At 62.1% G+C, this 25,171-nt stretch carries 16 protein-coding genes and 1 pseudogene; 4 read left to right on the forward strand and 13 right to left on the reverse strand.

Features of this window, described 5'->3' with window-relative positions; genetic code table 11:
* Positions 1 to 137: 137 nt before the first annotated feature.
* Positions 138 to 419 carry a hypothetical protein gene (locus tag AC3D25_RS08315; protein ID WP_488887946.1) on the forward strand — a complete coding sequence of 94 codons (282 nt, stop codon included), beginning with the start codon at positions 138 to 140 and terminating at the stop codon, positions 417 to 419.
* 26 nt (positions 420 to 445) lie between these two features.
* Here AC3D25_RS08315 and AC3D25_RS08320 read toward each other — a convergent pair whose 3' ends face one another.
* The 5 genes from AC3D25_RS08320 to AC3D25_RS08340 form a co-directional block, all read right to left on the reverse strand.
* The gene (locus AC3D25_RS08320) at positions 446 to 2,785 is read right to left on the reverse strand and encodes a putative bifunctional diguanylate cyclase/phosphodiesterase (protein ID WP_488887947.1); all 2,340 of its coding nucleotides are present in this window, start codon (positions 2,783 to 2,785) and stop codon (positions 446 to 448) included.
* 18 nt (positions 2,786 to 2,803) lie between these two features.
* Positions 2,804 to 3,418, reverse strand: coding sequence for a methylamine utilization protein (locus AC3D25_RS08325; RefSeq protein WP_488887948.1), 615 nt, complete (start codon positions 3,416 to 3,418; stop codon positions 2,804 to 2,806).
* 141 nt (positions 3,419 to 3,559) lie between these two features.
* Entirely contained in the window at positions 3,560 to 3,997 is a 438-nt protein-coding gene (locus tag AC3D25_RS08330; protein ID WP_488887949.1) for a group I truncated hemoglobin, read from the reverse strand.
* A 14-nt stretch (positions 3,998 to 4,011) separates the two neighbouring features.
* Positions 4,012 to 4,914: a DUF3034 family protein gene (locus AC3D25_RS08335; RefSeq protein WP_488887950.1), complete on the reverse strand. Its 903-nt coding sequence runs from the start codon at positions 4,912 to 4,914 to the stop codon at positions 4,012 to 4,014.
* A gap of 88 nt (positions 4,915 to 5,002) precedes the next feature.
* A complete protein-coding gene (locus tag AC3D25_RS08340; protein WP_488887951.1) occupies positions 5,003 to 6,949 on the reverse strand; it encodes a putative bifunctional diguanylate cyclase/phosphodiesterase in 1,947 nt (648 codons plus the stop codon).
* A gap of 130 nt (positions 6,950 to 7,079) precedes the next feature.
* On the opposite strand from AC3D25_RS08340, the gene AC3D25_RS08345 reads away from it, so the two are divergent.
* Positions 7,080 to 7,220: a hypothetical protein gene (locus AC3D25_RS08345; RefSeq protein WP_488887952.1), complete on the forward strand. Its 141-nt coding sequence runs from the start codon at positions 7,080 to 7,082 to the stop codon at positions 7,218 to 7,220.
* Positions 7,221 to 7,427: 207 nt separating this feature from the next.
* On the opposite strand, the pseudogene AC3D25_RS08350 reads toward AC3D25_RS08345, so the two are convergent.
* The 7 genes and pseudogenes from AC3D25_RS08350 to AC3D25_RS08380 all read right to left on the reverse strand — a co-directional run bounded on the left by AC3D25_RS08350 (position 7,428) and on the right by AC3D25_RS08380 (position 19,111).
* Positions 7,428 to 7,991 (reverse strand): annotated as a pseudogene (locus tag AC3D25_RS08350) (hypothetical protein).
* A gap of 301 nt (positions 7,992 to 8,292) precedes the next feature.
* Positions 8,293 to 13,785 (reverse strand): YadA-like family protein, encoded by a 5,493-nt coding sequence (locus tag AC3D25_RS08355; RefSeq protein WP_488887953.1) that lies wholly within the window; start codon positions 13,783 to 13,785, stop codon positions 8,293 to 8,295.
* Between the two features lie 789 nt (positions 13,786 to 14,574).
* Positions 14,575 to 15,006 carry an SRPBCC family protein gene (locus AC3D25_RS08360; protein ID WP_488887954.1) on the reverse strand — a complete coding sequence of 144 codons (432 nt, stop codon included), beginning with the start codon at positions 15,004 to 15,006 and terminating at the stop codon, positions 14,575 to 14,577.
* Positions 15,007 to 15,243: 237 nt separating this feature from the next.
* Positions 15,244 to 16,704: an ISNCY family transposase gene (locus AC3D25_RS08365; RefSeq protein WP_488887955.1), complete on the reverse strand. Its 1,461-nt coding sequence runs from the start codon at positions 16,702 to 16,704 to the stop codon at positions 15,244 to 15,246.
* A 173-nt stretch (positions 16,705 to 16,877) separates the two neighbouring features.
* Positions 16,878 to 18,101 (reverse strand): RNA polymerase sigma factor, encoded by a 1,224-nt coding sequence (locus tag AC3D25_RS08370; RefSeq protein WP_488889638.1) that lies wholly within the window; start codon positions 18,099 to 18,101, stop codon positions 16,878 to 16,880.
* A 62-nt stretch (positions 18,102 to 18,163) separates the two neighbouring features.
* Positions 18,164 to 18,562, reverse strand: coding sequence for a VOC family protein (locus AC3D25_RS08375; protein WP_488887956.1), 399 nt, complete (start codon positions 18,560 to 18,562; stop codon positions 18,164 to 18,166).
* Between the two features lie 195 nt (positions 18,563 to 18,757).
* A complete protein-coding gene (locus tag AC3D25_RS08380) occupies positions 18,758 to 19,111 on the reverse strand; it encodes a YciI family protein (protein ID WP_488887957.1) in 354 nt (117 codons plus the stop codon).
* Positions 19,112 to 19,525: 414 nt separating this feature from the next.
* Here AC3D25_RS08380 and AC3D25_RS08385 point away from each other — a divergent pair, with 414 nt between their 5' ends.
* Positions 19,526 to 19,699, forward strand: a complete 174-nt coding sequence (locus tag AC3D25_RS08385) for a hypothetical protein (RefSeq protein ID WP_488887958.1) — start codon at positions 19,526 to 19,528, stop codon at positions 19,697 to 19,699.
* Positions 19,700 to 19,718: 19 nt separating this feature from the next.
* Complete coding sequence (locus AC3D25_RS08390; RefSeq protein WP_488887959.1) at positions 19,719 to 21,623, forward strand: hypothetical protein; 1,905 nt, start codon at positions 19,719 to 19,721, stop codon at positions 21,621 to 21,623.
* A 117-nt stretch (positions 21,624 to 21,740) separates the two neighbouring features.
* On the opposite strand, the gene AC3D25_RS08395 is transcribed toward AC3D25_RS08390, so the two are convergent.
* Positions 21,741 to 25,106, reverse strand: a complete 3,366-nt coding sequence (locus AC3D25_RS08395; protein ID WP_488887960.1) for a DEAD/DEAH box helicase — start codon at positions 25,104 to 25,106, stop codon at positions 21,741 to 21,743.
* Between the last annotated feature and the right edge of the window lie 65 nt (positions 25,107 to 25,171).

Genomic DNA, 25,171 nt, shown 5'->3' on the forward strand with positions numbered 1-25,171 from the left:
ATTGGACACATGATAAGAAGAATCAGCTTGCGGCACGGGCCATCGGAGACGACCATAGAAAAGCCTTGACGAGAAGTCGACGAGCTTCGTGTGTCCCTAAATAAAACGAGTGAATAAAACTGCTGAGAGGTACAACAATGGCTAAGGGTGCCTGCAACGAGTTGTTTTCCGACGAGGTATTGAAGGGACTCATTTCCAAGGTCGGCATGCCCGCCTATGCAGTGCTGGCCGTGATCGCCGCGGACGTGACGCGAGAGGATCCGACCTGCCGCCTCAGCATCGAGAAGATCGCGGAACTCGTGGGCAAGAGCGTCGAGACGACGCGAAGCGCCATCGCCACGCTTAAGAAACACAACCTGATCGAGGTCGAGCTGCAGGGCCGGAGCAACGTGTATCACGTAATTCCGCTCGACCAGTAGCCGCGCGAAGCGTTACACCCTCGGCCTCAGGACAGCGCGCCGGATTCCAGCGCGCGTTCCCGTTGCATGTTCCAGTCCATGAGCCACGCTTCGAGTTTCGCCGGCGGCAACGGGCGGCTCAAGTGAAAGCCTTGCGCAAGATCGCATCCGAGCGCCTGCAGTTGCTGAAGCATCTCTTCGGTTTCGACGCCTTCCGCGACCACCTTCAGGCCCATGTTGTGACCGAGGTCGATGGTTGAGCGAACGATCGTTTCGTCGTCTTTGTGGTCGGCCATGCCCATGACGAAAGACTTGTCGATCTTGATCTCGTCCACCGGCATGCGCTTCAGATACGACAGCGACGAGTAGCCGGTGCCGAAGTCGTCGATCGAAAGACGGATGCCGAGCGCATGCAACCGGTCGAGCGTCTCGATCGCGTGGTTCGGGTCGTCCATGATTGCGCTCTCGGTAATCTCGACCCAGATCGATTCGGGCGCGACGCCGTACTTTTCGAGTATCGCCTGAAACGTTTCAGGCAACGACGACTGGATCAACTCGCGCGCCGACACGTTGACCGACACCGCCAGATGAATGCCCTGTTGCTGCCACTGCGCGCACTGGCGAATCGCGCGATCCGCTACCCAGCGCGAAATAGTCTTGATGTACCCCGTTTGCTCGGCAAACGGAATGAACTGGTCGGGCGAGACGAAGCCACGGGTCGGATGATCCCATCGCACCAACGCCTCGACGTATTTCACCGCGCACGTGGTCAGGTCGACTTTAGGCTGGAAATACAGGGTCAACTGATCGTGCTCGACGGCTTGACGCAATTCGCTCATCAGCGTGAGGCGCTCGGCGCTGTTCTGATCGTGGCGTTCGTCGTAGTACGCATAGCCCAGATTCGCGCGCTTGGCCGTGTACATCGCGATATCCGCGCGGCGCAGCAGTACGTTCATGTCGGTGCCGTTATGCGGGAAACTCACCACGCCGATACTCGCGCCCACATCCACCAGTTGACCTTCGATCATGATCGGCTCTTCAAGCATCTTGAGCAGGCGCATCGCAATCGTCGTGGCCGCTTCGATACCGTCGGTCGGCAGCAACACGGCGAATTCGTCGCCGCCGAGGCGCGCGACCGTGTCGGTTTTCCGATGCAGCGCCGAGCGCAGGCGCGTGCCTACTTCGCGCAACAGCAGGTCGCCGATCGGATGCCCCAGCGTGTCGTTGACATACTTGAAGCGGTCCAGGTCCATCATCATCACGCTTAACGGAAGGTTCGCGCGCACCGCAACGCCGATGGCCTGCTGCAAACGGTCGTTGAAAAGCGCGCGATTGGGCAGCCCCGTCAGCCCGTCCAGGTACGCGAGTTCCGTGATGCGCTGCTCGCGCGCGGCGATGCCGTCTCGCATCTGATTGAACGCGGTGGCGAGTTCGCCCATCTCGTCTTGCTGCTGAACTTCGAGCCGTTCCGCGTAATCGCCTTGTCCGATGCGCCGCGAAAATCGCGTCAATGCGACGATCGGGCGAGTGACGCTGCGTGCCGTGAAAACGCTGCCGATAATCGAGATCAGCACGCCGCCCAGCGTGATGAATAGAAGCGTGGTCTGAAGGCGGTGAAACGGTGCGAGCGCATCGGCGAGCGATCGTTGCAGCAACGCCGCGACGGGCTCGCCCGACGCCTGAAGCATCACGAGACGGTTCGCGTATTCTTCATCGCCGGGCGAAGGCGTGTGCCGCGCGTTTTCTTGTGCGGTTGCGTGTAGGGAGGTGGCGAGCACGCTCCAATCACCATGGGGACGTTCATCGAGAAACGATACGTCGACCGAGGTCAGGCTGCTCATTTCGCTCGCCAGCTTGTCGTCGATTCTGAAGCCCATCGCGACCCACGCAATGGTGATGGGCGCCTTCACCGGCACGGTCACGAGTTGATACGGACGACCATCGATCAGCCCGATGGACGACGCATCGCCATGACGCTCGGCAGCGCGGATCAACTTCGGAAAAGGGAAGCTCGCCCCTTTATGCGCAAGCCCGTTGCTATCCGCAATCAGCTTGCCGTCGAGGTCCACGAGCATGACGATATCCGCGGCCACGCGATCGCCGTGATTTTCGAGCGCCGACGCCACCGTCCGTTCGTCGTGGGTCGCCACGGCCTGGCGGAAGCCGAAATCCGACGCCGCGATACTTGCCGCCTGCGTCAGTTTTTCCGCGTTCGAGCGCAGCACCTGCCGAAAAACACGTTCGGCGACGGCGAGTTGATCCTGCGCGTTGCCGCGCGCATTCGACGTAATCACCGAACTGATGACGACATACGCCGCGCCCTGAACGACCAGCATCAGGAGGACGAAGACGACCGCGATTCGCGCGCGAAGACTGTGAAGTCGCATGAACTCCGGCATGACGGCTTATTCGGGCTTCACTTGAAGCGTGAATTTATGGGCGGCGTCCGCGTTCGTCGTTGCACTTTGCGCAGGCTGTGCGTTCGGATCGGTGAGCCGGTAGTGCCACGCGGTGAGCTTGTACGTATCGGCGGGAATATTTTCTAGCGTTGCGCGGCCGGTCGCGTCGGTCTTGGCGAAATAGGGCGTATCGACCAGTAGCAGATACGCCACCATCTGATCGTGAATATTGCAGCCCATCACGACGAGACCTGCCTTCTCGAACACGACCGGATTCGCGGGAATACCGTGGTACAGGTTCAATTCGAAACGCTTCGCGGGCGAGAACGAGTAGACGTCGTGCTCGATGTTGTCCTTGTTCGGAAACGTGATCGACGCGCCGGTTTGCGCGACCGAAACGAGCGGGACGAAGCGCCGCTTGACCTGGTCGATCACCGCGCCGGCGGGCCGCGTCGCCGGGATTTTTCCGCTCGCGGGGACCGCATAGACAACGGCGTCGGGAAGCGGCGCGCCGGTTTGATCGACGATCTGCACGCGCAGGCTTGCCGCATGCGCCGCGATCAGCGGCAAGCTCATTGCGCAGAATACGATGCCTGCGATCACTTGTTTGCTTGAAACCATTTGACGATATTCCCGATGTCGCGAGTTGCGCGCAAGTTGCGCGCTCATACGGACTAACGGCCTTACCGCTGCGAACTTTAGCCTTTTGAAAGGCGACGGTTTCATGCAGTCCGCTCCGCCGCCGCGCGCAAACGTTTTCGATTACTCGCGGTCCTGAATATCCCGGTACATCGGTGCGAGCTTGGCGAGCAGTTTGTTTTGCAAATGGAACGGGACGCCGTTCTTGTCCATTGCGTCCTGAAGGTCTTCCACCAGCGCATCGAAAGCGGCGCGGTCGATATTCTGGCCTTCGTGGGTGCGCTTCATCGAACGGCCGGTGTACTCGCACGGTCCGTCGAGTTGCACGCAAAGCTGCTCGACGAGCTTCTCCTTGATACGGCGGATCGGTGCGTTCTCGAAGTAGGGCGCGGTGCGCGGATCGGCGAGAAGGTTGGTGTAGAGATCGTCGACGATCTTGACGAGGCCCGGCTTTTCGCCGAACGCGCGATACAGCGAATCGTCCGCGTGCGCGGTCGCGGCGTGTAGCGACGCGATAGCGAGCAACGCGGCGAATACACCATGCTGGAAGGGCTTTTTCATGGGAAACCGGGGCATCAGAAGCCTGCCTGACAGGAGAGATAGAATCCGCGTTGCCGCTTGAACGTGGCGATGTCGCCGAGCGCCACATACGCAGCCGTGAACGAGACATGCTTGTTCGGCGCCCAGGCGACAAACGCATCGTAGGCGTCCTGCTCGCGCGCGAAACTCAGGTTGTCCGGCTTGCTTCGATACTCCGCACCGATCGCGACCGAGCGCGACAGCAAGTAAGCCGCCGAACCCTCGAATTCAGGGTGATAAGCATTCGATTTGTCGCCGCCGAAGCCGAGCAAGCCGAACTGGTTCGCCTTGGTCAGCCGCAGCGTTGCGTTGATGAGCACGCTTTGCGCGAGCAGGAGCTTGGTCGCCGAGACGTAGAAATCCGTGCCGGAATTACTCGCGGCGCCGATGGCCTTGAGCACGTCGCCCTGTTCGTTATGTTTGAACTGGATACCCGCCGAAACCTGCGGAATCCACGTGTCCTGGTCGAGCACCGCTTCGCCCAGCACGCGCACCTTCATGCCGAAAATGTCCTGTTTGAACTTGTAGTTCGCGCCGAGACCGAGGCTCGTGCCCGCATTGCGCGTGTCGAACGATTGTTGCGCAAGCGAGAACTCCAGGCGATTCGCAACGCCCATCGCGACGCCGTACGTCGCGAGCGCGAAGTCCTGCGTCCTGACATAAGTGCCGTGCGCATTGCCGCCGAGTTGACCGGCGGTCCCGTATCCGTCGATCACGGCCCACGGTACGAGGCCACCGCCCGCGGCGCCTTCGATTTGCGATACACCGCCGGTCAGCAATAACTTGCCGCTCGTCGAAGGCGCTTCGTCCGCGATGGCCGGGTGAGCGATCAGAGCGAGTGCGGCGACGGCCAGCCAGCGGGATTTTCGTGACCCTGTGGTCGCTTTTATATTCAACATGTTCTTATCGTGCGTGCGCACGTTCGTGCGCGAGTTCGTCTGCGTACCCGTCATAACGGCGGTTAAGCGAAGAACTTGAAGTGTCCACTCAGGCGCTGAGTTCGCAACCGGCGAGATAGGCGCGGGCGGCGTCGGCGGTGAGCGGTTCGCTAAAGACAAAGCCTTGAATCAGCGTGCAGCCCAACGCGCGAAGAATGTCCAGTTGCGTCGCATTTTCGACGCCCTCGACCACGCAATCCATGCCCAGATTCGCGGCCAGATCCCTGATGCTCTTTACGATGTCGCGTCCGCGCGGCCGTCCGTCGATATCGTCGACAAAGCTCCGGTCGATCTTGATCTTGTCGAGCGGAAGAAGATGAAGACGGCTCAGGCTCGAATATCCCGTGCCGAAATCGTCGAGCGAGATGTTCACGCCGAGCGACTTCAACGCGATGAGCGCGCGTTGCGCCCGATCGAAATCGTTGATGATCGCCGTCTCGGTCACTTCGAAATCGATGCGTTTCGCCTCTACGCCGCTCGTGCGCGTCAGTTCGACAATGCGAGCGAGCGCGGTCTCCGAGGCGAGATCGACAGCGGAAAGGTTGAACGACAACCGGACCTCGTCGGGGCAAGCGCGCGCGAAAGCCAGTGCCTTCGACAACAGCACTTCGGTCACCGCGTGAATCACGCCGCAGCGTTCCGCAATGGGGATGAACACGCTCGGCGTCACCTTACCCAGCGCCGGGCTGTTCCACCTCGCAAGCGCCTCGAAGGCGATCACGCGTCCCGCCGCAATATCGACGATAGGCTGGAACGCTAGCGACATTTCGTGCTCGAGATTCGCGCGCCGCAGCGCCTGCTCGACGGTTGCGATCCGGCGTATTTCGGTTTCGTGATCGTGCGAGAAAATCACGGTGCCGCCGCGTTGCCGCTCCTTCGCGAAGTACAGCGCGTAGTCGGCGCGTTCGAGCAGTTGTTCCGACTTGTCGCCCGCTTGTGGATAGGCGGCGAAGCCGAGCGATGCGGACAAGCGTGCTGTCGCCTGAGGCTGAACGATGGGTCCCTGAAGGAGGCGGCAGAGCTGAGCGCCAAAGTCGATGAGTTCGTCTTCGAGATGCGTATCCATGACGAGCACGCCGAATTCGTCACCGCCGAGCCGCGCGACGATCACCGTATCGCTTGCGAGCGAGGCGAGCCGTTTGCCGGTCTGTTCCAGCACGCGGTCGCCGAAACCATGACCGTAGAGATCGTTGACCTGCTTGAAACCGTCGAGGTCGAGTATGCCGACCGCGAAACCTTGCGGCTCGTCGCCGCCACGAGAGAGCAGGGCGTCGACTTCGGCGAAAAAGCTGCGCCGGTTCGGCAGATTCGTCAGGCTGTCGATGTTGGCGAGCCGATGGTTTTCGTCGCTGAGTGCGGCCGTTTCCTCCTGCTTCGCCAGCAACGCCTTTTGCGATTCGATCAGCCGCGCGAAGTCGCGATAATAGGTGACCAGCATCCAGATCATCGCGAACGAAACCAGCAGCACGTTGACTGCGATGGCGACGAAAACCGGGTTGCCGGTGGCCGAAAAGAACAACGTGAACGGCACGATCACGATGGCGGTCAGCATCAGCGCGGCAGTACGCATGTGCATCAGACAGAAGATGCAGCCGATGACCGTGATCGACATATAGAAGGCCACGTGGCCCTGCTGATAGGCGTTTCCGTAGGGATAAAGCGCAAGACCCCAGAAGGTAAAAGCCGCGCCGAGCGGGACCAGAACCTGGATCGTCACGCGCATGCGCTTGACGATTTCTTCGACCGACAGCGTCACGTCGCCGCGCCGTAGCCAGACCGAAACGCGCCACGCGCAAAAAGCACCCATCGCGGCGGGCAAATAGAGCCAGAGCCAGATCGGCGCAGCATGCCGGTGCGTGTACGCAACGGCCGCGCTATTGGTGACCAGGATGAAATAGAGCAGCGGAATCTGGCGCGAAAACGCCTCGAACTGCGATCGGATCAGTTCTGCGTTGACGCTCTCCAGATGCGGCAAAAGGCGGATCTTGTGAATCATGGGTTAGGGCGATAAGACCGGCAGCACGCCCGTCCAAGCACGTGGAAAACAGCACGCGGACTCCGTGACGAATCCGCACTGACCTATTTATCGACCGTAGCGGCGCGTACTTTAATTGACCCTAATTTGGATGCGCACGGCAGCCCGCGACGACACGCAAGCCGAATATCGGGGACGCGCGGCCATTGACAGCGCAGCGGGCTGGCGGCTACAGGTCGCCTTGCTGGATATCTCGATGCCGGGCAGGTCGACGCTGGACATGACGCAATAGGTACGCTCGACCGAGCCGACATCGGACGCCGTGTTGATCGCGCATTCCGCGACGGCGTCCGAAGAGGACCTCGGCCGCGCGAAGGCAGCCGGGTTCGACGCGTTCTGCGCAGAACCCAGGGACGTCATGCATCTGGGCTCGATAATCCGCTTTTTCCTTGCATCCGCTGCGGCGTGAAAGCGCGCGAATGCCTCGCGGAAAGCCGCGTTATTTAAGGAAGCGCCGCGCGAAACGCGCGATTTTCGGCACGACGGTCGGGCGCAAGAGACGCGCGTCGTAGCCCGCCATGCGGCGGCCGTTCTCGGCGAGACACAAGTCGATCAGCGCCGACACCGAGACGCCGCCGCCCACCGAATCCCCCACATTGGCCGGGAAATTCATGTTCTGCGCAGCGCCGTCGGAATCGAAGCCGCGCGCGAGCGAGATGCGGTCGCGGATCAGCGCGAGCCATACGCTGCACACTTTCAGGAAATGCGGGACGTTCGGACCCAGGCAGATTGCGTCTGTACCACGCAATCCAGTTCGCGAAGAAGAGAATATGACGCGCCTCCTCCTGGATGACAGGCTCGAAGGTCTCACGCGCCTGAGCGCTGCGGGATCGAGCGCTGGCCAATCGATAACGGCCGGCTTGTAGGGATTGTGCGTGTTGAGCAGCAGTTCGCAGAACATCTGCTTGTGGAGCGTGAAGCCGGTGCGGATCTGGCCGGGCGAACGGTGCGTCCAGTGACGCATCGCATGATCCGCCTCGGCTGGGCTGAGCGAATCGGACATGGTAGTGTCGGAAGGTTCGCGCTATGCCGATCATGACATAACGTCGCCGGCGTGTCGCGCACCGGCCGGGAGCGGGCGCTTCTCGTCTTTAAGCCGATGCAAAAAAAAGGGCTGAGGCTCCTTTGCAGGAGCTTCAGCCCTTAAGCGTTGCTCGATAACCGCTTTATGAATCGGCCTACTCCGTGTCCGAAACCGTTCGCTGACGGTCTCAGACGCTCTTTGTCGAATCGACCATGCCGGCCGCCATAACCTGGATTCGACAATCAGTCGGAAGACATCGGATCATCGCTGGACGAACGATTTACCAATGGAAGCCGGCCCCCATCGTGACGCCGTACGTGCCATGCGAGTCGCTCGAAGCAGTCGCCTTGTAGGCCCAGCGGCCGCTGTCGGAGAGCGCCGACACGCCGAGCGCGAGGGCCGACTGACCGCGGTAGGTCCCACCCGATATTGCGGTCATGCCCTTGCCCGGAATGACCGCTTGCGGAAGGCCCGCCATCGCCATCGCCGAAGCGATACCTGAGAACGAATCACGCCGGAGATTGCCGATCTGGTTGTCCGTATACGCGTTAGCCTGGTTGAGCGCCGCAGCGCTCGCATTGTTCAACTGGCCCACGTTCACTGCATCCGTCAACTGCGTACCGGCTGCAACGTTGGTGACCTGGCGTTCATGACCCGCCGAACCGATCGACACCGAATCGTCACGATCCGCTACTGAATCGCTACCGAGGGCGACGCTGTTGTTGCCGTTGGCTTGCGCATTGCTGCCCATTGCTACGCCACGCGAGCCATCCTTGACCATCGCATTGTCCGAACCGTCGTTCTTGCCGTCGGTCTTGAACGAGCCGGCGGTGCCAGCCGGATCTACGATCGAGTTATCGATTTGCTGCGTGATTTGGTCGAGACGAGTATTCGTCTGGAACAGTTGCGAACCGTTGATCGCGTCCATGCTGCTTTCCGAAACGTTTCCCGCCGCAACGTTGGTGATGGCCGTGCCGCTGGAGCCGCCGAGTGTCACGCTGTCGCGCTTGCTGCTGTCGTACTGGACCGGGTTGCCGGCGGCGCTGGCGTTGTCCACCTTCGTTTCCACCGCTTTCAACTGCGCAACGTTGACCGCGTCGGTGTCCGTCGCGCCTGCTGCGACGCCGGTAACACGCCGGTTGCCGATGTTCACTTCGCCCGATGCCGTTCCGCCGACGAGAAATGCCTGCTGGCCCAACGTCGCGCCCGTCGCGCTGGAACCCGCACCGAGTGCGACGCTGTTCGCGACGCTGACAGTTGCGCCATTGCCGAGCGCCAGCGCGTTGGTCGCCGTATCAGTCGTGCTCGCGTTGTAGCCGACTGCCGTCGATCCCGCGCCCTGTGCAAACGCATCGCTCGGGGTCACGCCTGCTTCGTTAGTGCGACCGTACCGTACGCCGACACCGTTTTTCGATACATACGTGTCGCTCGTGTCGCCGGCGATGTCCGCGACCGTGTCGCCGATGTTCGAGACGCTCGTGTTCATATCATTCAACTGATCGACGTTCACCGCATCGCCGCCGTCGACACCGCGCGCTACGTTCTTGATGACCGTGCCGCCCGTCTTCGTCGCCGAGTCGTACGTATTGCCGGCGAGCGTGATGCTGGCGTTGTTGACGGAACCGTCGGCGTTCTTGTCGTACTTGACCGCACTCTCATCCACGGCCTTCAACTGCGCCACGTTCACTGCATCGGTGTCCACTGCACCAGCCGAGACACCGCTGATCGTGCGATTACCGACGTTCACTTCACCTGCCGACGTTTGCGGCGAGGCGAGGGCGTAGGCCGCATAGCCGGTCTGTGCGCCTGTCGTCGTCGCCGAACCTGCGCCGAGCGCAACGCTGTTGGCGAAGCTTGCGCTCGCGCCGTTGCCCAATGCAATGGCGTTGGTTGCGGTTGCGTCGGTCGCGGCGTTGTAGCCGATTGCCGTCGAACCCTGGCCCTTAGCGGATGCGTCGCTCGCGGTCAGACCTGCGTCGTTGGTGCGGGCATATTTGACGCCTCGGCCGTTCGCGTTCACGTAGGTATCGCTCGTGTCGCCAGCGATGGCCGTGACTGTGTCGCCAAGGGTCGTAACGGTGTCGCCGAGGCCGGTGACTGTATTGCCAAGGCCGACGACTGTGTCACCGAGGCCAGTGACCGTGTTACCGATGTTCGTGACGTCGGTGTTCGTCTCTTTCAACTGCGACATGTTCACTGCATCGCTGTCGGCCACGCCGTTGGCTACGTTGGTGATCGTCGTGCCGCCCGTCTTTGTGGCCGGATCGTACGATGCACCGCCCATCGTCACGCTGCCGTGCGTGCTGTCGTCGTACTTCACTGCATCCGCGACCGAACCCAAAACCGCGCCTTTCAACTGCGCGACGTTGACCGCGTCCTGATCCGCTGCACCAGCCGAGACACCGCTGATCGTGCGATTACCGACGTTCACTTCACCTGCCGACGTTTGCGGCGAGGCGAGGGCGTAGGCCGCATAGCCGGTCTGTGCGCCTGTCGTCGTCGCCGAACCTGCGCCGAGCGCAACGCTGTTGGCGAAGCTTGCGCTCGCGCCGTTGCCCAATGCAATGGCGTTGGTTGCGGTTGCGTCGGTCGCGGCGTTGTAGCCGATTGCCGTCGAACCTTGGCCCTTAGCGGATGCGTCGCTCGCGGTCAGACCTGCGTCGTTGGTGCGGGCATATTTGACGCCACGGCCGTTCGCGTTCACGTAGGTATCGCTCGTGTCGCCAGCGATGGCCGTGACTGTGTCGCCAAGGGTCGTAACTGTGTCGCCGAGGCCGGTGACTGTATTGCCGAGGCCAGTGACCGTATTGCCGATGTTCGCGACGTTGGTGTTCGTCTCTTTCAACTGCGACATGTTCACTGCATCGCTATCGGCCACGCCGTCGGCTACGTTGGTGATCGTCGTGCCGCCCGTCTTCGTGGCCGGATCGTACGATGCACCGCCCATCGTCATAATGCCGTGCGTGCTGTCGTCGTACTTCACTGCATCCGCGACCGAACCCAAAACCGCGCCTTTCAACTGCGCGACGTTGACCGCGTCCTGATCCGCTGCACCAGCCGAGACACCGCTGATCGTGCGATTACCGACGTTCACTTCACCTGCCGACGTTTGCGGCGAGGCAAGGGCGTAGGCCGTATAGCCGGTCTGTGCGCCTGTCGTCGTCGCCGAACCTGCGCCGAGCGCAACGCTGTTGGCGAAGCTTGCGCTCGCGCCGTTGCCCAATGCAACGGCGTTGGTTGCGGTTGCGTCGGTCGCGGCGTTGTAGCCGATTGCCGTCGAACCAGGGCCCTTAGCGGATGCGTCGCTCGCGGTCAGACCTGCGTCGTTGGTGCGGGCATATTTGACGCCACGGCCGTTCGCGTTCACGTAGGTATCGCTCGTGTCGCCAGCGATGGCCGTGACTGTGTCGCCAAGGGTCGTAACTGTGTCGCTGAGGCCGGTGACCGTTTCGCCGAGGCCGGTGACTGTGTCACCGATGCCAGTGACCGAGTTACCGATGTTCGCGACGTTGGTGTTCGTCTCTTTCAACTGCGACATGTTCACTGCATCGCTATCGGCCACGCCGTTGGCTACGTTGGTGATCGTCGTGCCGCCCGTCTTCGTGGCCGGATCGTACGATGCACCGCCCATCGTCACGCTGCCGTGCGTGCTGTCGTCGTACTTCACTGCATCCGCGACCGAACCCGAAACCGCGCCTTTCAACTGTGCGACGTTGACCGCGTCCTGATCCGCTGCACCAGCCGAGACACCGCTGATCGTGCGATTACCGACGTTCACTTCACCTGCCGACGTTTGCGGCGAGGCAAGGGCGTAGGCCGTATAGCCGGTCTGTGCGCCTGTCGTCGTCGCCGAACCTGCGCCGAGCGCAACGCTGTTGGCGAAGCTTGCGCTCGCGCCGTTGCCCAATGCAATGGCGTTGGTTGCGGTTGCGTCGGTCGCGGCGTTGTAGCCGATTGCCGTCGAACCCTGGCCCTTAGCGGATGCGTCGCTCGCGGTCAGACCTGCGTCGTTGGTGCGGGCATATTTGACGCCTCGGCCGTTCGCGTTCACGTAGGTATCGCTCGTGTCGCCAGCGATGGCCGTGACTGTGTCGCTGAGGGTCGTAACTGTGTCGCTGAGGCCGGTGACTGTGTCACCGAGGCCGGTGACTGTGTCACCGAGGCCAGTGACCGTGTTGCCGATGTTCGCGACGTTGGTGTTCGTCTCTTTCAACTGCGACATGTTCACTGCATCGCTATCGGCCACGCCGTCGGCTACGTTGGTGATCGTCGTGCCGCCCGTCTTCGTGGCCGGATCGTACGATGCACCGCCCATCGTCATAATGCCGTGCGTGCTGTCGTCGTACTTCACTGCATCCGCGACCGAACCCGAAACCGCGCCTTTCAACTGTGCGACGTTGACCGCGTCGCTGTCGTTCGTGCCGGCGGCTACGCTAGTGATCTGGCGGAACTTGCCGGCCGATGAATTGCCGACGGACACCGCCGCCAGCGTGCTGGTCGTTGCGGCAATGGCCGCCGACTGCGCTGCGTTGGCGCCTGCCGCCGTATAGCCTGCCACGCCCTTGTCGGTCGTGGTCAACGAGTTGCTGCCGAGCGCGACGCCATCCGCCAGCGACGCGTTGGAATATGCGCCCACCGCGACTGCGCTGGTTGCAGAGGCCTTGGAAAACGTACTTCCGAGGCCGGCATTACCAATCGCGATGGAGTTCTGTCCAGTTGCCCTGCCGCCCACGCCGATGGCATATAGCGCTGTTGCCTGCGCTCCGGCCCCGATCGCGCTACTGCTGCCACCGGTCGCCTTGGAGCTAGCACCGACCGCCAAGTTGTTCGCTGTATTGGCAGTCGCGTCGCCTGAGGTCGCACTACGACCGAACGACGCGTTGTCGGCTCCCGAACCTAAGTTTGCCGCCCCCGAACCGATCGCGATCCCATTCAGGCCGCCCGCGCTCGCTGCTGCCCAGGCATCGGTAGTGCTACCGATGGCGATGGCGCCGCCCGCCGCCGTGCCTATCGCCGATGCTTGTTCGCCAATCGCGATAGAGCCTCGACCACTCGTGGTGCTCCGCGCACCAAGCGCGAGGCTGTTCAGCCCATTGGCTGACGCGGTATCGCCCAGCGCGACGGCGTCCGTCGCCGCTGCAACTGCCGAGTACCCCATCGCGATGGAATTCACACTCGACGCATTGGAAAGCCGACCGACTGCTGTTGCCCCATTCGCTTGCGCGATTGCGCCACTTCCCAGCGCCGTAGAATCTTGATTTGTTGCATAGGAACTAAAGCCCACCGCGGTTGCGTCACCGCCGTTCGCGGTGGCGCCGGCGCCGACGGCCGTCGATTGTCCGTCTGCCGTGGAATACGCGCCCGTCGCAACTGAGAAGTTGCCCGTGGTGCTTGCGTGGTCGCCCACCACGGTGGTGCCGGGCACCGTGGTCGCCGAAGCGCCGTTGCCAATAACGGTGGCGCAACTGGGATTGGTGCTCAGCGGAGTAGGGTTGCCGCTCGGATCCTTCGTCGTCGACGTGCCGCATGCGCCAGCAGCGGCCGAGGCGCCGTCACCGACGACCGTGTTGCCAGGATCGCCTTGACTGGCGCCGGTGCCGGCGACGTAGGCGTGAGCCACCGACGGAAGGCCGGCGCCGCCCATTGCTGCGGTCAGCGCCAGCACTGCGGCGGCGCTTTTTCCGGATTTCTTGCTGCGGCCACGCGCGAATTCCGAAGCTGCAACCCAGGTAGCGGAAGCCGCATTCCATACAACACGATATGTCTTGTTCATGATTTCAATAATTTCGCAAATGAGAACGACGATTTGATGGGCGGCTTTCGACTTGAGCTGCTCAGTGCTCGCAGGACGGCGACCTTCACCCGTGGCCAGAACCATGCTTGTCTGGGCACGCGTGAAAGAAGGGATCACGCGAGTCGAACAAAAGCTGCTGCTGGACGCTGTGCTTCGCAGGCGCGCTACCGGGACCGGTATGGTTCGAGTACGCGCTGATGCCAGATAAAGCATTGACTGCCGGAAGCCATGAAATTCGTCACAGCACCGCCAAATCAGAAATTCATTCTCAGACTTAAGCCATAAGACATAAACGGGAACATTCTTAATTGCTTTGGATCGCTGTCGAAAAATGACATCGGTTTTAGGATTCGGCCGGGTGTCTTATTAGGATCGTTTCTGGAATAAGTGTCTCGCTGCCTTGCTTAAAATCCACTCGTTTGATTTGTCGCGCTTGGTTTGAGTTTGGTGCGATGAGAGCGGCATCGCGACGGCGCAAAGCAGCCCGTGCGTCCGCAGCGTGGCAGTCGCGCGGATTGACTGGATGCGCCCGACGTGGTTCTGGCTTGGCCAGACCGGGCGTTTGGTTTAGGAATTCGCCCTGGAGTTAGGACGCCGTTCTGTATCGATGATGCCCATGCGAATTCAAGGAAGGTCGTAGCTGAACGGCCAAGAGCAGGGCGCTCTTATGGTTTCCTGAATTGCGCGAGTCAGGCTATTGCTTCGCAATTCCGTCGCGCCGAGCACTCAGGGAAAGTCTCGATCACGCGGCGATCGGCTTTCGCCGAATTACTCTGCCGAAGCTACGTGGCTTGCCAAACCGGCTAACACGTCCGGAAAATCCGCGCTCACGGCTTCGCCGATCTCATGCGCGTCGACGCCTTCGGTTCTGATGGCGTAGGTGACCCGGCTGCGATTCGCGGATAACGCGTCGATCTGATGTTCGACACGAATCAGTGTTTCGCCGACCCAGGTTTCGTCGATGAAACGATGCGGTTCGCTAACTTCGACAAGCTTGCTGCGGATCACCTCGTTATCCGGCAATGTCATCGAAAACCAAGTGCCTGTGGTGAACATTCCATCTATCTGGATCGACTTTACGCCGGGATTCCACGACTTCCAGTTCGCGATATCGATAAGCGTTGCCCATACGACCTGCGCAGCGGCGCCGATTTCACGACTATAGGACTTGGTCCAGGATGATGGTTCGGTGGTGTTCATGGAAACTTCCTCTTGGATGAGATTTGCTTAGCCGCGCACGGTTAATTGGATTGCGCCCGGGTTGACGCTGATTGGAGGATAAGGCGTGGTTGTACTTAGTCAAACCGCGCCTTTTGAACTTGGGATCTACAGAACACCAATACAGCTAATTGATGTCGAGGATGAATGAATGACAACAATGTCGTGTCGAGGCTAGATACAAATGTCGTAGCTGGAATTAAATTGAAATGTCGTACCTCAGTGCTTTGGCTTCGCTTTTGAGGTCGCTATCTTTATCGGTTCAACGTCCATTTCTGCGGGCCTTTTCCAGCTTTGTGCGGTCTTTTCAATCACTTCGTTGAAGTCATCGCGGTTAATCGCTCGCTGCTCTTTCAGTCCCGGCAGCGTCTTGCGAGGATTCACGGCTTCGCCGCGATGGGTTCGCGACGGTGAACTTCCGATCGGACGATTGTCGCGCTGCGCCTGTAGCGTTTGCGCAATCAGCAGCGCATGGCCGAGACGTTTGTTTTCCACCACCGCACCTTGATCAATCTCCGATAAACGGTCGTAGCGGGTGTGCGTAAGAGGGCGGCCGTGGCACTGAATTTCAACGTTTCCGTCGGGGAATTCAAAGACGTCGACATAGCGATGAATCAGCGCTCGATTGGCAGCCGAATCCTCCAATAAATACATCACGCGATCGTATTGCACCGTCAGAGAATTCGTGACCTTGCGCAACACGCGCACGGTGAGAATCGACGCAAGCAGTTCGTCGTCACGCACCACGCGGTGCGCGTCATAATCACTTCTCGGCGGCTTGCCGAAGCGTTTATTGTAGTCGGCGATAAAGGCGGGTGCGTACGCGTTGGCGGCTTCTCTAGAGCTGATATCGCGCAGACGCAACTCCTTGACCAGCCGATCCTGCAGCGTCAAATTGGCCCGCTCGACGCGTCCTTTAGCCTGGCTCGTGTTCGCGCACCAGGTGTCGATGTTGAGCTCGTAGCAGGCACGCCCGAATTGCGTAATGCCTTTGCCAAAGGTCTTTTCTTCATAATTATTGGCATTCACACGAAACACCGAGAACTTGTCGCTGTACAAGGCCATCGGCTTGCCGTGCGCCTCCAGGTAACGCTGCATCGCTTCGAAGTAACTAAAGGTCGATTCACTTTGCGTAAAGTGCAGCGTCATCAGACGGCTCGTAGCATCGTCGATAAATACGAGCAAACTGCAGGCCGGCGCCCGGTCCTCGAACCATCGATGATCGCTGCCGTCGATCTGAATCAGTTCGCCTACGCACGCACGGCGATTACGCGGTTGGTGGATCTTCGGCGGGCGCAGTTTGCGCGGAATCCAGAGACCGGCATCGACCATCAGTCGACGCACCGTTGCAATCGATAGATCCAGACCGTGCGCCTCGCGAAGTTTCTCACACGCAAACGTCGGTCCGAAGTCCGGATAACGCGCGGCGATCAGCGCCAAAGCACGTTTGCCCAGACCGGGCGTCAGTTGGTGGTTACTCGCACGGGCGCGCCGGCGAGAGATCAAGCCGGCTGGACCTTCGGCACGGTAACGCAAGCACAGACGCTCGACCTGACGCACCGACAGCGCGAGCTGCTCCGCGGCCCGCCACGGCATCAGCAAACCATCGATCACGCCCTGAATGACCTTGATCCGTCCGACCTCGCGCATCGACATGCTAATCCGTCCAGAAGTGTCCATGACGCGTGCTCCGATCCAGACTGAGGACCCTTTAGCGTGCGCCGAAACCACCGAGGTACGACATTTCTATTGCTCTAAAGTCCGACACTACTATTGAACGCTAACAAACGAAAACATCGATAATTTATCTTATGTAAACTGAAGAACGGCGACCATAACCATGCCTCTAATATTCACCGCTCCCCGGCCCGTCCCAACAACAACGCCCGTTCCCTAGCATTCCTCGCCAACGCAGACGCCCGAACGAACTCCGCGCGTGCCTCGTCGATACGGCCGAGCTTTTCCAGCAAATCCCCGCGCACCGTCGGCAGCCAGTGATATTTCGCAAGCGTCGGCTCGCTGCCGAGCGCGTCGACGATCGCAAGTGCCGCCTCCGGCCCGAATGCCATCCCGACCGCCACGGCGCGGTTCAAATCGACCACCGGCGACGGCGCGACCTGCGCCAGCGCGTCATAGAGCGCAACGATCAGCGGCCAGTCCGTCTCCGCCGCGGTTTTCGCGCGTGCGTGGCACGCGGCGAGCGCCGCCTGCAGCGCGTACGGTCCGCGCGCTCCGCCGAGTGCCTCGGAGCGAGTCAACGCGGCAAGCCCGCGCCCGATCAACAGCGGATCCCAGCGGCCACGATCCTGATCGGGCAGCAACACCGGACGACCATCGGCATCCACGCGCGCGCCCATGCGCGAGGCCTGGATCTCCATCAGCGCGACGAGTCCGTGAACTTCGCTTTCGTCCGGTGCCAGCCCGGCGAGAATCCGCCCGAGCCGCAACGCGTCCTCGCATAACCCGGGACGCATCCAGTCGTCGCCCGCAGTGGCCGAATAGCCTTCGTTGAAAATCAGATAAATCACTTCGAGCACGGACCCGAGCCGCGCTGCGCGAGCATCGGCCTGCGGCACTTCGAACGGCACGCGCGCGGCGCTCAGCGTGCGCTTGGCGCGGACGATCCGCTGCGCGATGGTCGGTTCGGGGACGAGAAACGCGCGCGCGATCTCGTCGGTGGTGAGGCCGCCGAGCAGGCGCAGCGTCAGCGCGACCCGCGCATCCACCGACAACACCGGATGGCACGCGGTGAAAACGAGCCGCAGCAAATCGTCGCCGATGTCGTCCTCGCGGGCGGCATCGAGCGTATCGACGAAATCCGGCACCACGTGCGCCTCCAGTGCGTCGAGTTCATGGCCGAGCTGCTCGTGCTTGCGCGCGTGCATCGCGTCCTGCCGCAAGCGGTCGAACGCGCGGTTCTTGGCGGTCGTCATCAGCCACCCGCCCGGATTGTCGGGCACGCCCGCGCCGCCCCAGTGTTCGAGCGCGGACACGAGCGCGTCCTGCGCGAATTCCTCGGCAAGCGCCACGTCGCGCACGATTCGCGCAACGCTCGCAATCACTTTCGCCGATTCCATGCGCCACACCGCCTCGATCGCGCGATGGATCGACGTGCCCTTCTCCGCTTTTTCCTGGCCGCTCACGACGCTTGCGGATCCATGTGCATCAATTCCCACTGATGACCATCCGGATCTTCGAAGCCGCGCCCATACATGAAGCCGTAGTCCTGCGGCGCGCGCGGCGATTTTCCGCCCGCCGCGACCGCCTTTTCGACCAGTCCATCGACCTCCGCGCGGCTCTCGCACGACAGGCAAACGAGCACTTCGGTGGTTTCGCGCGCGTCGGCGATGGGCTTGGCGGTGAAGCCCTTGGCAAACTCGGTCGTGAGCAGCATCGCGAAGATGTTTTCGCCGAGGATCAGGCACGCGGCCTGATCGTTGGTGAAGCGCGGCTCGAAATCGAGCCCGAGCGCCTCGAAAAACGCGCGTGAACGCTTGAGATCGCTGACCGGAAGGTTCACGTAAATCTGCTTGTGCATGCTGCGCTCCGTAGTTGCATTCGAATGGTTCAACCGGCACCGGCCAGCGTGATCGGATCTATGCCGGCCGGTCTGGGATCGAGAAAGTCTGCGCGCGTTTCGTGACAAGGCGAAACACAGCGCCGAGAATCGCTCGCCTATCTTCCTGACGACGCGCGAGCCGCAACCGAATCGACACGCCGCGGCAAAAAAAAATCAGGTAAAGCACGGACCGACGCGGCGAACTTCCACCGTACACCACGCGGCGGCCGGACATTCGCCGGCAATCGCCACCGCTTCTTCACGCGTCTCGCAAGCGAGCAGGAAGAAGCCGCCGACCATCTCCTTCACTTCCGCAAACGGCCCGTCGATCAACCGGCGTTCGCCGCCTGCTCCCTGAACCCGCACCGCGTCGCGCTGCGAACTCAGCGATTCGCAGGCGAGCAACACGCCACGCGCCTGCAATTTATCGGCGAAACGCAGCATCTGCTCGTACAACGCGCGGCCCTCCTCCTGCGTTCGCTCGTCGCGTTGTCCAACGGGCTCCACGATCAGCAACAAGTACGACATCGAATTCTCCTCGCGGGATTCAGCGGTTTCGGTGACCAGCCACCATCACCCGAGTATCCGGCTCGCAGCGGGCCAAGCGCAATACGGCCGTTCGGCATAGGCTCCGGAAATCATCGGAATTGTCATACGTTACGAGTCGTTACTTCATATTACCGACTGTAACCCTAAGTAGACGTATGATTTGCCTGCCGGAAACGTTGTCGAGCTGGTTCGGGAAAGACAGTCAAAAGCTGTTGAAAAGCTCCGATTCGACACGCGCCCCGCGCACGTACGCCCCCGCGACTTTCACAACCGCGTTTTTTTCCGCCGCTTTTTTCCGCCGCTTTTTTCGCTTTAAGCAGCACCTCGTTGTCCGTTCGTCTCCCCCGTCGAATCTGGGCCAAAAGAGCCCGAATTGTTTTACCGATCGATCCCATGATCGACCGCAAACGTTTGCGACAGGCTTTCCGCGTCGGTTTTCGCGACGCGACCACTGTGCAGACGTTCATCGGCCTGACGCCGTCGATTCCGACGGACAACACCAGGCTGTCTCCGCCCGAACCTGACGCACATTGCGTCGCTGTGGCCTTTGATTCAAGCCCCGGCTAATCCGTATCCACGACTTCCGATGAAATCCTCCCCTTTCCTGCTCTCCGCCCTCGCGCTCGCTCTCGCCGGCTGCGGCGGCAACGACGACAGTTCCCTCAGCGCCGCGAGCCACGCGGCAACCGATAGCAGCGACGCCAGCCTCACCGCCGTCGCCAACGCCGCCGTCAAACCGAAAATGACCTGCACGTCGCCCGCCGTTTCGGGCGCGCAAGGCAGCGGCGGCGCAATCACCGTCGATACGCCCACCGCCGACGGCAGCCGCATCTACGCGTCGGGCAGCACGTTCCGGATCGCGATCACGACGCGTCCGGACGCGGCCGATACGCTGAAATGGAAGATCACCAACAACATCGGCGATATCGTCACGAGCGGCAGTTTCGCCGCGTCCGCCGGCGCTAAAACGAACACGCTGACCTGCACGTCCACGGTCGCCGGTTACTTCGCCGTCTCGGCCTCGCTCGCGACGGCGGGCGGCCAGGTGCAGAACGCGGGAACGCGGCCGAACGGCATCGCCACGTTCGGCGTGCTGCCCGATCTCGGCAGCGTCCTGCCCGCCGTGAACTACACGAAGCAGGACCAGCACCGCTTCGGCATGCAGGGTTTCAACGACAACGGCGCCTTGCTGAGCGCGCTCGGCATCACGTCGACCATCGACGACCGCCAGATGTACAACATGGAGCCGAACGGGCGCAATACCTTCAACCCGTCGGCGAACCATCTCGATTCGTTCTACACGTCGGGCGATGTCATGCGGCTCGTGCGGCTCGACGGCGTTCCGGGCTGGCTCAGCTCGCACGGCCAGTCGCCGGATTTCAGCTACGCGCCGAGCGATCTCGACTACTACCAGAACTACATGAGCCGCATCGGCACGGAAACGGAGTCGATCCGCGCGCGTTATTACCCGAAGCAGTCGGCCAATTACTACCAGGTGACCTGGGAGCCGAACTGGAAGGACACGAACGCGAACCTCGTCGCGATGTATCGCGCGGCGCATGACGGGCTGCATTCCACCGATAGCCGCGCTGTCGTGATGGGTCCGGCCGATCCGTTCCCGTCGCTCACGACGGATCGTCTGAAGGCGCTCGCCCCGCTCGGCTTCAAGAATTACATCGACGGCGTGGCGACGCACGGTTATTACGATGCGGGCACGTCGCCGTCGCATCCGCCCGAGCGCCATCACACGGACGCGAACGCCGCCGATGCCGCCAACTCGCTGCCCAACGAAATGCGCAACCTGCGCGCTGAAATGGCCGCCGAGTACAAGCCGGGCATGAAGCTCTTCGTCACGGAAACCGGCATCAGCTACGACCTCGGCTCGCAATACTCCGAGAACTATCCGACGCCGAACGTGCTGTTCGCGCAAGGCGCGGTGGTCGCGCGCACGCACATCATTCTGCTCGGCGAAGGCGCGGACCAGACCTATGTGTTCTACGGCGCGGATTATCCGGATGAAGTGGGTTACGGCACGTTCTTCGACCTCGACCACAGCCAAGGCCAGTTCGGCGCGACTAACCTGAGCCCGAAGCCCGCCGCGATGGCGGTTGCCGCGATGACCCGCGTCCTCGACGGCACGACCACGCTCGGGCCGGTGAAGAGCACGCCGTCCGGCGTCTACGCGTATTCATTCCAGCAGGTCGGCGGCGGCAAGGTGGTCACGGCGCTGTGGATGCATGACAACGACGTCTGGCCGGCCGGCCGGGTCTTTAGCTGGACGCACACCAAGTCGTACTCGCTCGCCGTCGATGCGCCGGGCACGAGCGGCACGGTGCAGGTGATCGACTCGATGGGCAACCCGAGCGCGCGCGCCTACAGCAACGGCACATTGACGCTGGGACTGACGGAATCGCCGCAATACGTGGTGTCGTCGAACGCGACGGTCGCGAAGGCGCACGCGACCACGCCGACGGGTTATGTCGGCAGCTAAGGTTGACCGCTAAGGTCGATTGGTTGCGACCGGTATGGAAAAGCCGCTTCCGGTGTTATCGGAAGCGGCTTTTTTTTATGGCTTCGCTCACACGTCGCCAGCGTTCTAGTTCGCGCTTCATTCGGACGGAATCGGCTCGAACAACGACTCGATTTCATCCTCCGAAAATTTCTTCGCGAAGAGCGGGTCGCCCGACAACATGCTGCCGGCGAGCGCCGCCTTGCGCGCCTGCATCGCGACGATCCGCTCCTCGATACTGCCCGCCGCGATGAGCTTGTAGACGAAAACCGGTTTGTCCTGTCCGAGCCTGTGCGCCCGGTCGGTGGCCTGATTCTCCGCAGCCGGATTCCACCATGGATCGTAGTGGATCACCGTGTCGGCGGCCGTCAGATTCAGTCCCACGCCGCCCGCCTTCAGGCTGATGAGAAAGAGCGGCACCTCCCCGTGCTGGAAGCGCGCGACCGGGACGCGCCGATCCGCGGTTTCGCCCGTCAGCGTGACATAGGCAATTCCGGCCCGGTCGAGCGCGCTCGCAATCAGCCCGAGCATGCCGGTGAATTGCGAAAACACCAGCACGCGGCGACCTTCATCGATCAACTCCGGCAACATCTCGAGCAGCAATTCGAGCTTCGCCGATTCCTTCACCTTCGCGGCCCTCGGCAGCTTGACGAGCGCCGGATCGCAGCACACTTGCCGCAGTTTGAGCAGCGCGTCGAGCACGACGATCCGGCTGCGCGCGAGCCCTTGCGCCGCGATCGCCGAGCGCACCTTGTCCTGCATGGCCGCGCGCACGCTCTCGTAAAGATCGCGCTGGCCGCCCTCCAGCTCCACATTGCGCACGATCAGCGTTTTCGGCGGCAAATCGCGCGCAACCTCGTCCTTCAGGCGGCGCAGCATGAACGGGCGGATGCGCCGCGCGAGCAGGTCGCGCCGCACGGTGTCGCCCGATTTTTCGATCGGCGTGCGCCAGCGGCGCGTGAAATCCTTCTGGCTGCCGAGAAATCCGGGCAGCAGGAAATCGAACTGCGACCACAATTCGCCGAGATGATTTTCGAGCGGCGTGCCGGTCAAACTCAGCCGATGACGCGCCGACAATGCGCGAATCGCCGCGCCCGCCTTGGTGCCGGCATTCTTCACGTACTGCGCTTCGTCGAGGATCAGCAGGTGAAACGCATACGCCGCCAGCCGTTCGGCATCGCGCCAGACCAGCGGGTACGTGGTCAGCACGATATCGTGCCTGCCGATTTCATCGAAGCGGTCCTGGCGCTTCGGACCGTGCAGATCCAGCACGCGCAGCGACGGCGCGAACCGCCGAACTTCGTCGCGCCAGTTGTGAACGAGCGTGGTCGGAACCACGATCAAAACAGGCAGGTCGAGCCGCCCGCCTTCCTGCTCGCACAAAATGTGCGCTAGCGTCTGCACGGTTTTGCCGAGACCCATGTCGTCCGCGAGCACGCCGCAAAGCCCGTGTTCGCGCAGGAACTGCATCCAGTTGAGTCCTTGCCGCTGATATGGCCGCAACTCGGCGGCGAGCCCGCGCGGCATGGGTATTTCGCGAAGACCGCCGCCGGTTTGCAAGTATTGCGCAAGCTGGCGGAGCGACGCGTCGCCTTGAAATTCCCAGCGGCCGGTTTCGAGCAACGCCTCGATCCGCCCGGTTTCGAGCCGCGACACGCGCAGTTTCGCGGCGCCGAGATCGTCGAACAGGTCGATCAGCACACGCACCACCGGCTTGAGCCGATGCGCACGCAGCATCACGCGTTCGCCGCGCTCGGTGACGAGTTCGACCGGCTCGTCGTCGGCGATCGTGTCGAGCGCCGCGAGCCAGCGGCGGTCGGCGCGCAGCAGATTCACGAGCAACGGCCCGAGCTTCACGCGCCGGCCCGCCACCGTGATACCCATATCGATATCGAACCAGCCATCGGCCGATTCGCTCACCGACCCTTCTATTTCGGTGACTTCGATCACGTTCAGGCGGAAGGCCGGCGTCATCCGGATGCGCCAGCCGCTCGCGCGCAACTCGGGCAGCGCAGCCGCGACGAACGCATCCCATTGCCCGGCGTCGTCGAAGCCGAACACCGGCGACGGGAACGGCTCGGGGCCGTAGGCGCGCGCGGCGGGAATGCGGGCGAGCCCGGCCACGTTCAGCTGGCCGAGGCGCGCGCGCTCGGCGCTCTCGTGCCGCTTCACGTGGACGAAGCCACCCGACGACGACGCAAGCAGGCTCGCGTCGTCGTCCATGTCGAGCTGAACGCCGTCGTAATCGAAATGGATCGCGGCATAATCCAGCGTGCTCGCCCGATGCGCATCGCGGACCGGCGCGTTTGTTGAGTTCGTCACGTTCGTCGCACCCGACGTACTCACCGCGTACACCGGCAGCGTGCCGAGCGTGAGAACCGGTACCGGCTCGACGTCGATCACGCGCACGAACGGACTGTCCGGCGCGGGCGGCGGCGGCAACGTGGATGCGCTTTCGCGCAGCACCGTGCCGACGAGCGCGGCTTCGTCGAGTGAAAGCGGCGGCATCTGCAAATACGTTTCGAGTAGCGCCGGGGACCACGGCACATCGACCGGCCCGGCCGTGGCCGGCGAGCGCTCACCTTGCGCGCCTGCGTCGATAAACCATGGAGGCTGCGTGGCGAGCACGCGGGTCGAGACGGGATCCGTATGCAACAGCGGACGCAGACGTTCGTCGCGCTCGGGTCTCCACTCGATCCGCCCGCCGCGCGCCGCGTCCAGCATCAACGGCTTGAGCGTGCCGCCGAGATGGGTCATCGCGCGGCCCGTCGCGATCATTTGCGCGAGCGCGGTTGCGCCGCTCTCACCCGCGAGTTCCAGCCCGCGCCGCGCGCGCGGCCGGTCTCGCAGCAACGTGCGCATGATCGCCAGATCTTCGTCGAGGAGAAATTTGGGCGGATTCACCAGCGCCATTTCGACGCTGTCCCAACGCTGACTGAGCGCGCCCAGCGAGCCATCGCCGTTCAGCCGCGCCTTGAATAAACTGACGATGCCCACGCCGTCGCGTGCCGGCGCGCTGCTGCCGCTCGCCTCGCCGATCACGTAAGACAGCCGATACACCGGCTCCGTGGATGAAGCGCGACGCGTTCCCCGGCGCGGCGCGTCGAGTTGTCCGCGAAACGTCTGGAGCCATCGCAGCACTTCGGGGCGCACGTTGCCGGGCAACTCGGGCTTTTGCTCGATGCCGCGCATGAGCAGCGCCGCCGCGTGCTCGCAGCCCGGCGCACCGGGACACGAGCAGCGGCAATGAATTTCCAGCGCGCCGTCCGCATGCGCCTCGAACGTCACCTCGGTTTCGTTCGACGCGCGCCCCGCGCCCCGCACTTTTCCCCGCAACGTCGCGCCGTGCCATTCGAGTTTCGCCACCGCATCGACGCACGCGCGACCCAACATGATGACGCGCGCGTCGAACCACCCGTCGATTTGTTCGCGGGTGTAATTAACAGTGGCAATAGCGTTAGGCATCCGTATTAATTCAGTTTAAAAGTGTGCGATTGCATAAGATAATTCTCGAAGAGTCGCTCAACTCC

Source organism: Caballeronia sp. SL1002 (genome assembly GCF_057814995.1).